Raw genomic sequence first — 16,692 nt, 5'->3', positions numbered from 1 at the left:
ATGGAGGTCTTATTCATGTATAGCCCATATTATATGATCCAGTGCTGCCATTCTTGCTGATTGCGATCGAGTTCATTTAACCATTCCCGCGTCCGCTTCAGCAGTTGAGCACGCTGCGGTCCTGCCGAATACGTATGATCTCCTTGAAAGATGATCTCTTTATCGCATCGACCTTCCGAACGCATCCAGAACACTTTCTGAAATAGGAATGCATAATCAACAGGGATAATATCATCGGAAGTTCCATGGATCACAAGAACATCACCTGAGAACTTTATCGCCTCCTGAAATGGCTGTCCCGCTGCTAACGATTCGAAAAACGTCCTAGTGAATTCATATCCCAAATAATCTGATTTGCCGGACTTCACAGACTCATCATATACCGTACGACCAGTGATCGTCACAATATCATTAAATGGGTAACCTACAGCAGACCATAGAACAAGACTCTTGACCCTCCGGTCTCGAACTGCCGTCTGAAGAGCAACCGCTCCACCCAGACTGTGACCGATGAGTGTCACTCGGGTAGGATCAACATCATTGCAACTAAGCGCATAATCCAGTACAGAACGAGTCTGGGCAATCATGGACTCAAGTCCCTCAGCTCCATAAGACCCGGAACTTTCCCCGCAGCCTATATAATCGAAGCGAACAACCATATAGCCATCCTCTGCAAGTTCCCTTGCAGTCTTCACGAACAGGCGATCTACTCCAATTCGGCTCCCCACAAAACCGTGGCAGATGACAACAAGTGGAACGCGATTATATTGACCTTCCTGTTGTCCGTCATTAGACGGATAATGTAAGCTTGCCGTTAGCTCCTCCTGATGATGCCGGATTATAATTTGCCGCTCCATGCTCATTCCTCCCCAAATGACTTTCCGTATATCTAATACTATATAATTCCGATAAGTTTAATATGAATTATTGGAATTATCTTAGCATCACCTATACTTGTTGTCAATGAAATAAGGAAATGATGTTTGGTTATAACGGTAGGCTCATTGTCAGCTTATCCGTATCCTCTTTAATCGTAGCTCTGAAGGAACATGGAATATGTCTCCATTCCTCCTCTCATCCACTGCTCCGCTTCCGATTCCTCTACGGGTGGGTTAGCTGCAACAGATGTCCCTTGGTTCCTCATGACACTGTTAATTCCCAAACCAGATTGAACTTGTTCTTCATCTGCAGCTGCATTTCGGATATGTTCCTCGTGTGTCATACGAATAATCCCCCTTTCATGTTTACTTGATTGATTAAAGAATGCTTATATTGTTTAGATCCGAACAGTGGATTATTCGCTTTTGACAAAAGGTTCACTCTTTACTCACAGTAACTTGCAATGCAATATAGTATCATGTAACCTATATTGTAATGCAAGTTACTTGAATATAAGGAGATTCTCATGACGATGCAAACCCAGATGCTAAAAGGAATCTTAGAGGGGTGTATCCTATCGCTAATGGAAAATCGGGAAGTGTACGGTTACGAGCTGAGTACCCTTCTTGCACAGAGCGGCCTGACGTTCGTAAGTGAAGGCAGCATTTATCCTCTTCTTCTGAGGATGCAGAAAGAGCAATTAATTGACGGCACGCTCCGTTCAGATTCCGGTTCTGGTGGACCCCCTCGGAAATATTACACTCTAACGGAGAAAGGACAGGCTTCACTGTCTCTTTTTAAACAGCATTGGGGCAACCTTAAGTATAGTGTGGATCATATTTTGAACAGTGAGGAGCGAATAAATGAAGATCAAACAGATGATACGGGAGAATAATCGTCTGCAGGAACAAATGACGCCTGCCAACTTGAAATATTACGAGGATATGGTCGTTTATATTCGTACAAGTCCCGTAAATCAAGTGCGGGGAGAAGAGCTATTGCTGGAGATGGGTCAGCATCTTCTGGATGCTCAGAGCAAAGGCAAGCGTGCAGAAGATATATTCGGAAGTGATCCAGCTGCTTATTGCGCTGAGCTTGTAGAGAACTTGCCAAAGCTTAAGGGTATTAGCCAGATGCAAGTCCATCTGATGATTCCCTGGGTTGCGCTAACCTGGTTCTTTTTCGCCCAAGCCCTTATAGGTTTCATTACAGTGTGGACTGGTGGTTCTGTAGAAAATGTATCTCAAGTAAGAATATCTACCCTTATACTTATCGCCGGTGGTTCTTACATTCTGATCAAGCTTATTATGAATCGAATAAATCGAGAAGCCTTTCAACCAGAAGAGAACACACGTAAAATCCATCTTCGCGGCATTGGCATTTATACAGCAGTAGTCGTTGTTATTCTCGTTGCCGGAGTATGGCTTGGCCGAGCTCTTCCAGTTCTAGTGATCCCGCCTTGGTTAAGCTTAGTGCTCTTCATCGCTGGCCTTATTGGAACCAAGGTATTATTTTCACGAAAATGACCCTATGAAAGCAGGAGCGGCTGCAAATTAACGGCTCAGGTAGAAAAACACCAAAGGAAAATCAGCTCCGAGCAACAACCGGTAAGTAACGCTCGGGTTTAATATAAGAAGCCTGCATTCTATGAAATAGATCGCAGGCTTCTTACACGTTATGAACAAGTTCAGACAATTCGGATACTATATCAGCAAATTGAACAGGTTCATATTTTTATTCAGTTCTGTATAATCCAAGCCTTTCCGGTTCATACGCTCGACTAGCGGGCCGTAGTCCTCCGGATGCATAAGCTCGATTCCGACAAGTGCCGGTCCATTCTCTTTGTTATGTTTCTTCGTATACTCAAATCGTGCAATATCATCATTCGGTCCCAGCACTTCCTCCAGGAATTCTCGCAAGGCCCCCGCACGCTGTGGGAAGTTGATCATGAAATAATGTTTCAATCCTTCATAGATTAAGGAGCGTTCCTTAATCTCTTGCATCCGGTCAATGTCATTATTACCGCCACTGATGACGCAGACTACGTTCTTACCCCGAATTTTATCTCGGTATAGATCAAGCCCTGCTACAGCTAACGCCCCTGCCGGCTCCGCCACAATCGCATTCTCATTATACAGTTCCAGAATGGTAGTGCACGCCTTACCTTCTGGCACCATGACAATGTCATCTAAAAGTTCATTACAAATATCGTAGGTGAGCTGACCGACTCTTTTGACGGCGGCACCATCAATGAACTTGTCGATCTCATCCAGTGTAACAACTTCCCCGCGTTCTTTCGCTTCAATCATGGAAGCTGCACCAAGCGGTTCTACACCAATAATCTTCGTCATCGGGCTGACGGTTTTGACGTAAGTAGATATACCCGCAGCGAGGCCGCCCCCGCCAATGGTTACAAACATATAATCTGCTGGAGAATCAATCTCCTCCATAACTTCCATCCCAATCGTCCCGTTTCCGGCAATGATGCGGGCTTCATCGAACGGATGGATGAATGTCATCCCTTGTTCTTTACATGCTTTGATCGCCTGATCATAGGCATCGTCAAATGTATCGCCCGTCAAAATAACTTCCACGCTGCTCCCGCCAAATCGCTTGACCTGTTTCACCTTTTGATTCGGCGTTGTGCTTGGCATATAGATTTTGCCGTGGATATTCAGAACGTTGCAAGAGAAAGCCACACCTTGCGCGTGGTTCCCAGCACTTGCACACACAATGCCTGCTGCAAGTTCCGTATCACTTAAACTACGGATCATATTATAGGCACCCCGGATCTTAAAGGACCGGACAACCTGTAAATCCTCACGCTTCAAGTATACATTGCAACCGTATTTGGCAGAAAGTACCGCATCTCGCTGTAGCGGTGTCCGAATGATCACCTCTCGCAGCACATGGTGAGCACGTACGATGTCTTCCATGCCAACTGTCTTTTTCTGAGTTTGCGTTTCCTTCATATTCTCACTCCACTTCGCCGCCCGGGTGGCGGATGCCTTCCGTCTACCCTTGAACTTGTATTTATCCTATTGTATCACTTTTTGCAGAAAATTCTTGGGTGATTTCTCATCCACACCCTATTCTTGGTATTTGGAGTGTAGGGTTGTTTGCTCTTTTTTGCCTACAGGATTTTTTGCGGACACACGATCCGTTATTTATGACATATAGCGCATTATTGGCACTAGGAGGACTCAGGATCCGCTATTCATTAATCAGTCGCCTAAATCGACTCAGTTTACAGGTAATAACGGCTCCTCTGTCCGTTAAGGTTCTCAAATCGCCCATTATGGCTAAAATAACGAATCGTCCGTCCGCGAACTCTCCTAAAGATGCACCCTGTGCTTCCACGACTCACGTCGTTTTGTATCCCCTCGATCCGCGCATCTAAACTCTCTTTCTCTCAACAAGTTCACTCTTTCACTCGACACGTCCACTCTTTCTCTCGACACGTCTCTCTTTCTCTCAATACGCACACTCTTTCTCACAGCACAAAAAGGGATGACTTATACAATAAGTCATCCCTTGCAATATATCCCGCTGAATATTTCTTAAGCAAACTTCTCTTTAAACCATACTGCTGCAGCTTCCACTTCTGTACGGCTCAGCTGATGCCCGCCTTGCTCCCAGTGGAGGAGCACGTCAGCTCCCGCTTCGCTCAGCAGTGAGTTCAGATCCTCCGACTCCTTCGGAGGGCACATCATATCACGCTTACCTGCTGCAATAAACACAGGCACACCAGAAAGATCCGGCAGCTCCTTGTCTCTCAGCGGTACCATTGGGTGGTGAAGAACCGCACCCTGCAGTGCATCACTATAGTGAAAGAGCAGACTCGCTGCAATATTTGCGCCATTCGAATACCCAACCGCAACGACGCGGTTCCGGTCGAAGCCATACTTTTCTGCAGCTTCATCAATAAAATCCTTCAGATCCTTAGTACGCTGGATCAAATCCTCTATATCAAACACACCTTCAGCCAGTCTTCTAAAGAAGCGCGGCATTCCGTTCTCCGATACATTTCCTCGAACACCTAGCACGTTGGAGGAAGGTGAAATCATATCAGCCAGTGGCAAAAGATCCTGCTCATTACCTCCCGTACCATGAAGAAGCAGCAAGGTTGGGGCATCGGACGATGACCCTTGTCGATAAATATGATGATGTTCCATAATTAACATCTCCTTTTTAACTCGCCCTCTATAGGGGCTATATTAGAATTAAAGACTTGACGGAATAACACTATCTTTAAATTAAGATTCTTTAATCTATATTACCACAACTGCTGAAAAATACAACCCCAGCTTACAAAGCAATCTAGCTTAGTCATAGGAAAAGGCCCTCCAAATGATTGGAAGGCCTTCTCTCTTCTATATATCTAATCTGTAAATACCGTACGTGTTCCCCCGTAACTCCCTTATTATATCAAAAGATAAACGCTCTGTCAGCTTGATTTTTGGGTGTTTTCACAAAAAAATATCATTTCGTTTAGATAATATTCCATATCAGTAGGAACTGTATCCTTTCTCACAGCACTATCAATATAATTATGCAGACATCCCTCATGTGACAGGGCATCCGCACTGCGCCTATCTATCACTCTACTCCTAGGTTGCTGTGTACAACTATCTCTCATTATTGTGCTTCTTGTTGTATCGAGATCATTGTTCTTGTAACTAGTCTTTGGTCTATCTCGAATAATGAGAGCCTAGATGCTACTTACTTGGCGATCTTAGCTATGTTCCGTTCTTTAATCTGCTTCACTGCATCATCCAATGCCGCTTTGATATCTTTATCGTTATCCCATATCTCCGTAAGCGCCGCACCTACAGGCTCCCATACGTTGTCCATCTCAGGAAGAGATGGCACGGCATGAGAGGTGTTCAACTGTTCGGCGAAGATTGATAGATATGGATCATTCTTAATCTGATCAGATGCCTGTGCCTCTTTATTTGTCGGAATATCTCCAGTTCGCTCACTGTGTTGAAGCTGCATTTCCTTCGTTGACGCAAAATGAGCAAACAAACGTGCTGCGTTGGGATACTGGCTTTTTGCGTTCACGTAATAAGCCTTAATCTCTGAGAAAGATATAGCATTGTATTTGCCGATCACGGGTATCGGAGCAACACCTAGGTTCTCACCTATGGCCTTTTTATACTCGCCAAGTACTGATAAATCATTAATATCCATGGCTAATTTATCAGAAGTAAACAGACTGCCCTTAAAGTCCTTCGTGATCTTATCTGTCTTAACAGGAAGAACCTCTTTTAATCTGGCCAATATCTCCATACTCTTCTGAGCCTCTGGGCTGTTCAATCCAATATCGTTTATATCTGTGCCATCCTGTCCATAGATGTACCCGCCGCTGGATACAAGGAAAGGATAACTATAATATATATTTCCTATATCCCACATTAATCCGTACCGCTCTTTTGACTTATCCGTGAACTTCTTACTAAATTCAATGACATCTTCAAAAGATTTCGGTGCTTCTTGGAGCAAAGTTTTGTTGTAATACAGCAAATACGTTTCTGCGGCAAGAGGGTATCCGTATAACGTTCTCTTATAAGATACACCTTGAACCGCTGCAGACACATTATTACTTCTCGTTTCCACTTCAAATGTATCGTTTGGCAGCACAAGTCCGGCTTCTACGGCTTTCCCCAGCTCCCTGGTAGAGAGCATAACAACATCTGCGGCAGATGCCCCCTCTTGTGTCAATCGATCTCCTTGCTCTGTAAGTTCTACTTCTTCCCGGATGACTTCGACACCATATTTATCAGCAAATTCCTTTACGAAGTCATCCGATAAAACTTGCTCACCTTTATTCTCCCAGACAACCAGCTTTGCACCTGCTTCAGCAGTGAATTCCGGTCCATTTGCATCAGGTGGCGGTGGAGTTTTAGCTCCTGATTGGTCTGGTGGTGGGGCGGTTTTAGCTCCATCTGGTTGATCTGGCGGAGGTGGAGTATTGGCTCCTCCTGGAACATCAACGGCTGCTGGTGGTACGTTATCTGGACCAGCTGTTTTCCCACCACAAGCGGAAATTGATAATATCATAACCAACGTTGTAATAAATGCAATCACCTTATTTATTCTCATTCCTATCGTTCCCCCTCTCCATAGCACAAAAAAACACTAGAATACTCGGAAGTACAGCAGTTTCAAGTACCTATACAACCAATCTTTCTAGGAAAGCCGTGGATTACTTATATCATCAACAGTAAGCGCATGTTCTTCTGAACGCACCACATAATATTACCCAAATGTTGACAATTCGTCTACAACTTTAGCGCTTTTCATCGTAGTTATATAAACACAGAAGGCCTGCATAAAATGCAGGCCTTCATAGATCACAAAATAATATACGATTTAGAATAAGAGAATAAAGCCACAAATCCTGCGAAAGTGCCGTTTCAGATCAACGCTTTAGCCGCGATGTCTGTACGGAATTGTTTGCCTTCGAATGTGATTTTCTCAGCACGCTCATACGCTTTGGCACGGGCTGCTGCTATATCAGAACCTAGTCCCACAACACCAAGTACACGTCCGCCATTTGTAATCATTCTGCCTTCCCCATCCAGCGCAGTTCCAGCATGGAACACGATCGATGATGAATCCTCTGTATCCAGTCCAGAAATAACGAGCCCTTTCGGATAAGAAGCCGGATATCCACCTGAAGCCAGAATCACACACACTGCAGCTTCATCGCTCCACTCCAGTGTAAGGTCTGCAAGCGTCCCATTTACAGCAGCCAAGAATACTTCCAGGAGATCGGTCTTCAATCTCGGCAGGACCACCTGTGTCTCCGGATCACCGAAACGAGCATTGAACTCAATCGTCTTCGGCTTACCATCCGGTGTGATCATTAGACCTGCGAACAGTACGCCGCGGAAAGGACGTCCTTCAGATACCATTGCCTTCGCGGTAGGTTTAATAATCGTTTCGATCGCTTCTTCAATAATAGAATCTGAAATATGTGGAAGCGGAGAATAGGTACCCATACCACCCGTATTCGGTCCTAAGTCACCGTCATAAGCAGGTTTATGATCTTGGGCAGCTGACATCGGCTTTACCGTTTCTCCATCCACAAATGCCAAAATGGACATTTCTTGTCCTTCCAAGAACTCCTCGATTACAACACGGCTTCCCGCTTCTCCGAATACCTTCGACTGCATAATGTCGCGAAGCGCCTGCTCTGCCTCTTCCAAAGTCCGAGCTACTGTAACGCCTTTCCCTGCGGCAAGACCATCCGCTTTAACAACAATCGGTGCCTGTTTGCTACGCAAATATGATAGCGCTTGTTCGAAATCATCAAACTTCTCGTAGGATGCTGTCGGGATATTGTATTTATGAAGGAGGTCCTTCATAAATGTCTTGCTACCTTCGATTTCAGCAGCATTTTTACGAGGTCCGAATACCGGGATACCCGCCTCTTCGAACACATCCACAATACCGTCTGCCAGCGGATCATCTGGTCCAACTACAACGAGTTCAACAGCCTTCTCTTGAGCAAATCTTTTTAATTGTTCGAACTCACTGACGGCAATGGGTGCAACTTCTGCGATCTGTGCAATGCCCGCATTTCCAGGTGCGCAATATATCGTTCCCGCCTTGGGGCTTTTGGACAGCGCCCATACAATTGCATGCTCACGTCCGCCGCCACCGATTACTAAAATATCCATGCTTCCCCTCCATTAGAAAAGATCATTTACATAGGTTAATGAAATGAATCATTTATACAGCAAAGGAACCGCCCGGGGTATCAGCATCATGCCAGGTCTACCCCGAATATACGATTCCTTTATCTAACTCTAGTGTTTAAAATGTCTCACGCCGGTAAATACCATCGCAATGCCGTTCTCATTCGCCACTTTAATCGACTCTTCATCTTTCACTGAACCGCCAGGCTGAATAACAGCGGTAATCCCTGCTTTTGCAGCGATTTCGAGCGTATCTCCCATCGGGAAGAATGCGTCCGAAGCGAGTACAGCGCCTTTTGCCTTCTCGCCTGCTTGTTCAATCGCGATGCGCGCGGAACCGACACGGTTCATCTGACCAGCACCCACACCTACAGTCATGTCATCCGAAGCCAATACAATCGCATTCGATTTCACATGCTTCACGACTTTCCAGCCGAACAGCAACTGTTTCAACTCTTCCTCTGTTGGCTTACGATCTGTAACAACTTTCAAATCATCCACATCGAGAGAGTGGACATCGCTCTCTTGCACGATCATACCGCCTTCAATCGAAGTGACGGCAAGCACACTTTTACGTTCTTTCGCAGAACCGAATTCGCCCATCTTCAGCAAACGGATATTCTTCTTCTTCGTCAGAAGCTCCAATGCTTCCGGTGTGAAGTCCGGCGCCAAAATAATCTCCAGGAAAATATCCTTCAGCAGCTCAGCTGTCGCCCCATCAATCGTACGGTTAGCTGCAACAATACCTCCGAAGATGGAAGTTGTATCTGCTTCATACGCTTTTTTGAAAGCTTCGAGCACGTTTGTGCCCACACCCACGCCACAAGGATTCATATGTTTAACCGCTACAACAGCCGGCTCATCAAATTCCTTCACGATCTGCAGTGCTGCATTCGCGTCATTAATGTTGTTATAAGACAACTCTTTACCGTGAAGCTGCTCTGCAGTTGTCAGCGTACCCGCTGGTGCCAGCGGTTTTTTGTAGAATGCTGCTTTCTGATGCGGATTCTCCCCATAACGAAGATTCTGGATCTTCTCATAGGTTACACTGAAGCGCTCAGGCAACGGATCGCCAGTCACATTCGACAAATACTCGGAAATCAATGTGTCGTAAGCTCCGGTATGACGAAACACTTTTGCTGCTAGACGCTTACGTGTCTCAAGTGTCGTATCGCCATCCGCACGAATCTCTTCCAGAACCGCATCATAGTCGCCTGCATCGACAACAACACTAACAAATGCGTGGTTTTTCGCAGCAGAGCGAAGCATCGTTGGGCCACCGATATCGATATTCTCGATAGCATCTTCGTATGCGACATCCGGCTTTGCAATCGTTTCTTGGAAAGGATACAAATTCACAACGACCAGATCGATATAATCGAGTCCGAGCTCCTGCATCTGACGTTGATGCTCACTGTTGTCACGAACAGCCAGAAGGCCACTGTGCACAGCCGGGTGCAGTGTTTTTACTCGTCCGTCCATGATTTCAGGAAATCCGGTTACGTCCGAAATCCCGATGACCGGCACCCCTTCTTGGGCGAGCAAGCTTTTTGTTCCTCCTGTTGAAATAATCTCAACGCCAAGAGAAGCCAATTCGCGGCAAAACTCTACGATTCCCGTCTTATCTGAAACACTAACCAGTGCTCTTTTGATACTCACATTCATTTCCTCCCTATCATTGTGGAAAATTCCCCATAAGTCTCAGCATTGCATTATTCGATTATAGACGCTCTGTAAAACAATATATTGATGGATAAGTGACTACCAATTCATTCCAATCAATATATTGTTGATTCGCAAATCAATCTATAGGTTTATGCAAAATGCATACTCAACTGAGGCGTTACGTAAATGCTGTCGATACGAGATAATTCCTAAAGTATTTCCCGAGAAATATCGAACATGTCGAGTTGTCGGTGTCTCTTGTCCGGTTTTATCGTTTTGCAGGTGCAGCAATCGCCACGTTACGCCCATTCAGCTCTACCATTCCCTTAGTAAACCAGGTTACGACTTCAGGATATAACTGCTGCTCCATAGCATGGATACGCTGGGAAAGGGAGTCTTCGTCATCCCCTTCCAGGATTTCCACTGCACGCTGAGCAATAACCGGGCCGGTATCCATCCCACCATCGACAAAATGAACGGTAATCCCTGTCATCTTTACTCCATAATCGAGCGCTTGCTTGATGGCATCTTTACCCGAAAATGAAGGTAACAGAGATGGATGGATATTAATCATACGGCCGCTATATGGTTCTACCAGAACCGAGGTTAAAAGACGCATATAACCCGCCAGAACGATCAGATCGATACCACGTTTGCTGAGCTCTGCTGCAATCTCACGCTCGTAGTCTTCTCTCGAAGCGTAATCCTTCGGCTGAAACAAAAAACAATCAACACCCGCCTTACGGGCACGTTCTACAACGGCCGCCTGCGGCTTATCACACACGAGGAGACTAATCTCTCCGTCTATCAAACCGTTTGATTGTGCATCAACAAGCGCTTGAAAATTGCTTCCCCTACCGGAAGCGAATACCGCAATCCGGAACACTCCCATTACACATTCGCTCCTGTAAAGGTAACCTCGCGTTCACCCTCCGTAACACGTCCGATAACATAGGGTTCTTCACCTGCAGAACGTAACAACTGAACTGCTGTATCCGCATCCTGCTCTGCAACGACAATAACCATGCCAATACCCATATTAAATGTCGTAAACATGTCTTTATTCGAAATGCTGCCTTGTTCCTGCATCAGTTTAAAGATCGGCAGAATCGGCCATGAGCCGTATTCGATGTCGACATTGACGTTAGCTGGAAGCATACGTGGAATATTCTCAATAAATCCTCCGCCCGTAATGTGGGCCATACCCTTCACCTGAATCTCTTTCAGAAGAGCAAGCAGTGGTTTTACATAAATCTTTGTTGGTTCAAGCAGCACATCTCCAAGACGTGCGCCAAGCTCCGGCAGCTCCTGATCGAGTGCATATCCGGATTGCTCCAGAAGAAGCTTGCGAACGAGTGAAAATCCATTGCTATGTACACCACTCGATGCTAAACCAAGAACGATGTCTCCGGAAGTAATCGTTGATCCATTGATCATCTTGCTCTTGTCGACAATACCGACCGTGAAGCCAGCAATGTCGTATTCGCCCTCAGCGTACATACCAGGCATTTCAGCCGTTTCGCCGCCGATCAGGGAACATCCTGCTTGATTACAACCATCCGCAATTCCTTTGACTATGGACTCAATCTTAGCTGGAATCACTTTGTCACACGCTAAATAGTCTAGAAAAAAGAGCGGCTCTGCCCCTTGTACCACGACGTCGTTTACGCACATGGCCACAGCATCAATTCCAATGGTATCATGACGATCCATTGCAAATGCGAGCTTCAGCTTTGTGCCGACGCCGTCGGTGCCCGAGACGAGAACCGGCTCTTCATATTGGTCTTTATTCAGTTGAAACAAAGCTCCAAAACCGCCCAGATCCGTCATAACTTCAGGTCTGAAAGTTGTTTTAACGTGCTTTTTCATCCGTTCAACAGCTTCGTTACCTGCTGCAATATCCACACCGGCGTTTTTATAAGTATCAGACACGTGCTTAACACTCCTTTTTAAATAGAAAGAATCAATTCATGTTATATTCAATGCCCTTAATGACTCACCAGATAAATGAAAAGGATCCGGAGATAACCATCATTCTCGAAAAGGCCTCTCCGGAATGAATAAAATTAGCAGCCACAGCCCATCTTTTCTTCACCTTTAAAATCGATCTGTGTCGGGTACTCATTGTCAAAGCAAGCTAGACATAGTCCGCCTTTTGGGCTTTTCTCGTCATAGCCACCAATTGCCGCAATCAACCCTTCCGTGCTAAGGAAAGACAGGGAGTCTGCATTAATTTCCTTGCATATTTCCGCTATACTTTTCTCGGAAGCTATAAGCTCTTTTCGATTCGGTGTATCAATTCCGTAGAAACAAGGATTTTTAAATGGTGGGGAAGTGATCCGAACATGTACTTCTGAAGCTCCCGCTTCACGCAGCAAATTCACAATCCGCCGTGATGTTGTTCCTCGAACAATAGAGTCATCAATCATAACTACACGCTTGCCTTCTACAACACGTCGCACGGCACTCAGCTTCATCTTAACGCCCTGCTCACGTAGCTCCTGGCTCGGCTGAATGAATGTCCGGCCGGTATATTTATTCTTGATAAGTCCAAGCTCATAAGGAATTCCAGTCTGCTCCGCGTATCCAATGGCTGCAGAAATACTGGAATCGGGAACGCCCGTTACAACATCTGCATCAACGAATGATTCAAGAGCCATCTTGCTCCCCATGCGTTTACGCGCCGAATGCAGGTTCGAACCGTTCAGGTCACTGTCCGGACGGGAAAAATAAATGTATTCCATTGCACACAATGCTTTTTGACCAGCCTCTGTATAACGGTCTTCATGCAAGCCGTTCCGATCCAGCACAAGCAGCTCACCTGGCGCAATATCACGCACAGCTTCAGCTCCGATCACTTCCATCGCACACGTCTCCGAAGCGAACACATACGCATCACCAAGCCTGCCCATTGTTAAAGGACGCAGTCCATTTGGATCTGAAGCAACAAGCATTTTATCATTGGTCATAATCAAAAATGCGAATCCACCAACCAGGCGCTGCATTGCATCCTTGGCCGCCTCGACAAAGTCTTTCGGTGAGCGTGCGATCAAATGAGCGATTACTTCCGTGTCACTCGTTGTCTGAAAGATCGAACCCGCATTCTCCAACTCTTGTCTAAGCTGTGGTTCATTCACGATGTTACCATTCGTTGCAATGGCGAGATTACCTTCGCGGTATTTAAAAATAAGCGGCTGTGCATTGGATAACTTACTATCTCCACTGGTGGAGTAACGAACATGTCCGATGGACATATCACCAGTTAAGGATTCCAGCACATCCTTATCGAATACTTCCTTTACAAGCCCCATACCCCGGTGATAGTTGAACTCACGTCCATCTGCCACACAAATGCCGGCGCTTTCTTCTCCCCGGTGCTGCAGTGCATGCAACCCGTAGTAGGACAGTGAAGCGGCATCAGGGTGTCCAAACACCCCGAACACGCCGCATTCCTCTTTGAGCGTATCAAAAATATCGCTCTGTCCTGTTCCTTCGTTATAGTAATCGCCAGTCCATAATCCTTCCGGTATTATTTCATTCGGCATGGAATGGCATCCTCCCAGACGGATTTCAAAGCCTCCACCGGTTCTTGAATAGCGGAAGTACCGTTAATGTTGATGCTTAATTGGTCTCCACCCACCTGACCGATGACAGCGAATGGAACTGCCGCTTCCTTCAGAAGCTGTTCCAGATCCGACTGTTTGCCAGGGGATGCAGAAAGAATAATACGGGACTGGCTTTCGCTGAAGAGTGCAATATCATTTCTTAGCTCTGTAGTCAGGTTCACGCTAGCTCCTACGCCACCGCTAATGCAGCTTTCTGCCAAGGCTGCTGCAAGTCCACCTTCGGACACATCATGAGCAGAGCTAACAAAACCGGACTGAATGGAAGTGAGTACGCCATTCAGAAGCTTTTTCTCTGTATCCAGATTCAGTTCAGGAGGTCTGCCTTCCGAAACTCCGTGCAAGATTGCTTGGAATTCACTTCCGCCAAGTTCAGCAAATGTCTCGCCCAGCAGATAAATCACATCGCCCTCTGACTTGAATCCTTGTGTTGTAATATGATCCGTATCATGGATCAAGCCCACCATACCTACAACCGGAGTCGGGTAAATAGCACCCTTCGCATTTTCGTTGTACAGACTGACGTTTCCGCCGATAACCGGCGTGTTCAGCTCATGGCAAGCTTCTGCCATACCATCCACTGCACGTTCCATCTGCCAGAAAATATCCGGTTTCTCAGGACTACCAAAGTTCAAATTGTCGGTAATCGCGAGTGGCTCAGCGCCGGAGCAGACGATGTTACGTGCTGCTTCACTAACAGCAATTTTTCCACCAAGCTCAGGATCCAAGAAAACATAACGTCCATTACAGTCTGTTGTCATCGCAAGTGCCTTGCGTGTACCGTCCACTGTAACTACTGCCGCATCGGAACCTGGGCGAACTGCCGTGCTGGTACGAACCATATAATCATACTGATTGTAAACCCATGCTTTGCTTGCAAGGCTTGGGGATCCAATAATTTGCTTCAATGCGCCGCCAAGATCTTTCACTTCATCATAACGAAGTGTATCCACCTCAGCTTGAGCTTCATAATAAGCAGGTACAGCTGAAGGTTTGTTATATACCGGACATTCATCCACCAGCGCTTTAACCGGCATATCGCCAACCACTTCACCATGATGAATCAGTTTCAATCGTCCGTCATCCGTTACCTTACCGACTTTTGCACAGATGACACCCCAACGCTCGAATATTTCAAGCGCCTGCGCTTCGTCCTTAGGTTCTACCACGAACAGCATGCGCTCCTGGGATTCAGATAACATCATTTCGTACGGGGTCATACCCTCTTCACGCTGTGGTACTTGATCAAGGTATAGCTCGAGTCCATTACCGGCCTTACTTGCCATCTCTGCACTTGAGCAGGTCAGACCCGCTGCGCCCATATCCTGAATACCGAGCACGATGCCGGTATCAATCAACTCCAAGCAAGATTCCATAACCAGCTTCTCCATGAACGGATCGCCAACCTGAACCGCTGTACGTTTAGCCTCAGACTCTTCTGTTAACTCAACGGAAGCGAAGGTTGCACCGTGAATACCATCACGACCCGTTGGAGGACCAACATAATACACGGGGTTCCCTACACCTTTTGCTACACCGCGTTGGATTTTATCATGATCGATAATACCTACACACATCGCATTAACGAGTGGGTTACCCTCATAACTCTCATCAAAGACAACTTCTCCGCCAACGGTAGGAATACCGATGCAGTTACCATAACCGGCAATACCGGATACAACATGCTCGAACAAATATTTAACACGGTCACTCTCCAGCTTACCGAAACGAAGCGAGTTCAGTAGGGCCACTGGTCTTGCACCCATGGAGAAAATATCACGGATAATGCCGCCTACACCCGTAGCTGCACCTTGATATGGCTCAACAGCTGATGGGTGGTTATGACTTTCGATTTTGAACACAACCGCTTGATTATCACCGATATCTACGATACCTGCTCCCTCACCCGGGCCCATAAGAACGCGCGGACCACTAGTTGGGAACTTGCGAAGCAAAGGCTTCGAGTTCTTATACGCACAGTGCTCAGACCACATAACGCTGAATACGCCAATCTCTGTATAGTTAGGTTTACGTCCCATAAACGAACAGATCAGATCGTACTCGCTGTCCGATACTCCCATTTGCTCATATAACTTAAACTCCGCGACCTGTTCAGCGGTTGGTTCTTTAGCGGACACTTGTTGCTGCGCCATGACGATCCCTCCATGTCTGAATGATGGATGTAAACATTGCCTTTCCGTCTTCCGATCCGAGCAGGCTGCTCATAGCCCGTTCTGGGTGAGGCATCATGCCAAGCACATTGCCGCGCTCGTTACAGATTCCTGCAATATCTGCGACCGATCCATTCGGATTATCCTTATACGTAAATACGATTTGCCGGTTGTCCCGGAGCTGCTGAAGTGTAGCTTCATCGCAATAATAGTTACCTTCACCGTGAGCAATAGGAATGACAATCTCTTGTCCTTCTGAATAACTATCTGTAAACGGTGTTTCATGATTAACGACCTTAAGCACACTATCATGACAGCGGAATTTCATAGATTCGTTACGACGAAGTGCGCCTGGCAAGAGGCCTGCTTCTGTCAAAATCTGAAATCCGTTACAAATCCCAAGAATGAATTTTCCTTCTTCCGCCGCTTTGGCCACTTCGTTCATGACCGGGGCGAACCGGGAAATCGCACCGCACCGAAGGTAATCCCCGTAAGAGAAGCCTCCAGGCACCAAGATGCAATCATAAGGCGACAGATCTGTTTCTGTATGCCACACATAATCCACTGATTCTCCCATAGCTTCCACTGCTTTATAACAATCGATATCGCAGTTGGAGCCAGGGAAGACGAGTACTGCAAATCTCATGT

At 46.2% G+C, this 16,692-nt stretch carries 14 protein-coding genes; 2 read left to right on the top strand and 12 right to left on the bottom strand.

Annotated features, from left to right (window positions below):
* Positions 1-29: 29 nt before the first annotated feature.
* Positions 30-857: an alpha/beta hydrolase family protein gene (locus ACFQV5_RS01020; RefSeq protein WP_379242720.1), complete on the bottom strand. Its 828-nt coding sequence runs from the start codon at positions 855-857 to the stop codon at positions 30-32.
* Positions 858-1,027: 170 nt separating this feature from the next.
* Positions 1,028-1,222, bottom strand: a complete 195-nt coding sequence (locus ACFQV5_RS01015) for a hypothetical protein (RefSeq protein WP_379242718.1) — start codon at positions 1,220-1,222, stop codon at positions 1,028-1,030.
* A gap of 189 nt (positions 1,223-1,411) precedes the next feature.
* Between ACFQV5_RS01015 and ACFQV5_RS01010 the strand changes: the two genes are divergently transcribed.
* Together ACFQV5_RS01010 and ACFQV5_RS01005 are read left to right on the top strand one after the other, a co-directional pair.
* Positions 1,412-1,774, top strand: coding sequence for a PadR family transcriptional regulator (locus ACFQV5_RS01010; protein WP_379243137.1), 363 nt, complete (start codon positions 1,412-1,414; stop codon positions 1,772-1,774).
* The gene (locus ACFQV5_RS01005) at positions 1,743-2,405 is read left to right on the top strand and encodes a DUF1129 family protein (RefSeq protein WP_379242716.1); all 663 of its coding nucleotides are present in this window, start codon (positions 1,743-1,745) and stop codon (positions 2,403-2,405) included. Before ACFQV5_RS01010 ends, ACFQV5_RS01005 begins: the two co-directional genes overlap by 32 nt.
* Before the next feature lie 177 nt (positions 2,406-2,582).
* Here ACFQV5_RS01005 and ilvA read toward each other — a convergent pair whose 3' ends face one another.
* The 10 genes from ilvA to purQ form a co-directional block, all read right to left on the bottom strand.
* Positions 2,583-3,851 carry a threonine ammonia-lyase IlvA gene (gene ilvA / locus ACFQV5_RS01000; protein WP_379242714.1) on the bottom strand — a complete coding sequence of 423 codons (1,269 nt, stop codon included), beginning with the start codon at positions 3,849-3,851 and terminating at the stop codon, positions 2,583-2,585.
* A gap of 588 nt (positions 3,852-4,439) precedes the next feature.
* The gene (locus ACFQV5_RS00995) at positions 4,440-5,054 is read right to left on the bottom strand and encodes an alpha/beta hydrolase (RefSeq protein WP_379242712.1); all 615 of its coding nucleotides are present in this window, start codon (positions 5,052-5,054) and stop codon (positions 4,440-4,442) included.
* 547 nt (positions 5,055-5,601) lie between these two features.
* On the bottom strand, positions 5,602-6,984 hold the full coding sequence (locus ACFQV5_RS00990; protein WP_379242710.1) for a sugar ABC transporter substrate-binding protein: 1,383 nt from the start codon (positions 6,982-6,984) through the stop codon (positions 5,602-5,604).
* Between the two features lie 314 nt (positions 6,985-7,298).
* Positions 7,299-8,567, bottom strand: a complete 1,269-nt coding sequence (purD, locus tag ACFQV5_RS00985) for a phosphoribosylamine--glycine ligase (RefSeq protein ID WP_379242708.1) — start codon at positions 8,565-8,567, stop codon at positions 7,299-7,301.
* A 129-nt stretch (positions 8,568-8,696) separates the two neighbouring features.
* Positions 8,697-10,244, bottom strand: a complete 1,548-nt coding sequence (gene purH / locus ACFQV5_RS00980; RefSeq protein WP_379242706.1) for a bifunctional phosphoribosylaminoimidazolecarboxamide formyltransferase/IMP cyclohydrolase — start codon at positions 10,242-10,244, stop codon at positions 8,697-8,699.
* A gap of 274 nt (positions 10,245-10,518) precedes the next feature.
* Positions 10,519-11,142 (bottom strand): phosphoribosylglycinamide formyltransferase, encoded by a 624-nt coding sequence (purN, locus tag ACFQV5_RS00975; protein WP_379242704.1) that lies wholly within the window; start codon positions 11,140-11,142, stop codon positions 10,519-10,521.
* Positions 11,142-12,182: a phosphoribosylformylglycinamidine cyclo-ligase gene (gene purM / locus ACFQV5_RS00970; RefSeq protein WP_379242702.1), complete on the bottom strand. Its 1,041-nt coding sequence runs from the start codon at positions 12,180-12,182 to the stop codon at positions 11,142-11,144. The genes purN and purM overlap by 1 nt, the downstream gene beginning before the upstream one ends.
* 134 nt (positions 12,183-12,316) lie before the next feature.
* A complete protein-coding gene (purF, locus tag ACFQV5_RS00965; RefSeq protein WP_379242700.1) occupies positions 12,317-13,795 on the bottom strand; it encodes an amidophosphoribosyltransferase in 1,479 nt (492 codons plus the stop codon).
* Positions 13,780-16,026: a phosphoribosylformylglycinamidine synthase subunit PurL gene (gene purL, locus ACFQV5_RS00960; protein WP_379242697.1), complete on the bottom strand. Its 2,247-nt coding sequence runs from the start codon at positions 16,024-16,026 to the stop codon at positions 13,780-13,782. The genes purF and purL overlap by 16 nt, the downstream gene beginning before the upstream one ends.
* Entirely contained in the window at positions 16,001-16,690 is a 690-nt protein-coding gene (gene purQ, locus ACFQV5_RS00955; protein ID WP_379242695.1) for a phosphoribosylformylglycinamidine synthase subunit PurQ, read from the bottom strand. Before purQ ends, purL begins: the two co-directional genes overlap by 26 nt.
* Between the last annotated feature and the right edge of the window lie 2 nt (positions 16,691-16,692).

It is taken from the genome of Paenibacillus sp. GCM10028914 (genome assembly GCF_042666275.1).
In the GTDB taxonomy this organism is placed as follows: Bacteria; Bacillota; Bacilli; order Paenibacillales; family Paenibacillaceae; genus Paenibacillus_AQ.
This window is presented reverse-complemented; position numbering and strand designations above follow the sequence as displayed.

Coding starts and splice junctions, on each gene's coding strand:
- purF (WP_379242700.1), bottom strand. CDS start 13,795: ATGCCGAATGAAATAATACCGGAAGGATTATGGACTGGCGATTACTAT.
- ACFQV5_RS00995 (WP_379242712.1), bottom strand. CDS start 5,054: ATGGAACATCATCATATTTATCGACAAGGGTCATCGTCCGATGCCCCA.
- purN (WP_379242704.1), bottom strand. CDS start 11,142: ATGGGAGTGTTCCGGATTGCGGTATTCGCTTCCGGTAGGGGAAGCAAT.
- ilvA (WP_379242714.1), bottom strand. CDS start 3,851: ATGAAGGAAACGCAAACTCAGAAAAAGACAGTTGGCATGGAAGACATC.
- ACFQV5_RS00990 (WP_379242710.1), bottom strand. CDS start 6,984: ATGAGAATAAATAAGGTGATTGCATTTATTACAACGTTGGTTATGATA.
- ACFQV5_RS01020 (WP_379242720.1), bottom strand. CDS start 857: ATGGAGCGGCAAATTATAATCCGGCATCATCAGGAGGAGCTAACGGCA.
- ACFQV5_RS01010 (WP_379243137.1), top strand. CDS start 1,412: ATGCAAACCCAGATGCTAAAAGGAATCTTAGAGGGGTGTATCCTATCG.
- ACFQV5_RS01005 (WP_379242716.1), top strand. CDS start 1,743: ATGAAGATCAAACAGATGATACGGGAGAATAATCGTCTGCAGGAACAA.
- ACFQV5_RS01015 (WP_379242718.1), bottom strand. CDS start 1,222: ATGACACACGAGGAACATATCCGAAATGCAGCTGCAGATGAAGAACAA.
- purD (WP_379242708.1), bottom strand. CDS start 8,567: ATGGATATTTTAGTAATCGGTGGCGGCGGACGTGAGCATGCAATTGTA.
- purL (WP_379242697.1), bottom strand. CDS start 16,026: ATGGCGCAGCAACAAGTGTCCGCTAAAGAACCAACCGCTGAACAGGTC.
- purQ (WP_379242695.1), bottom strand. CDS start 16,690: ATGAGATTTGCAGTACTCGTCTTCCCTGGCTCCAACTGCGATATCGAT.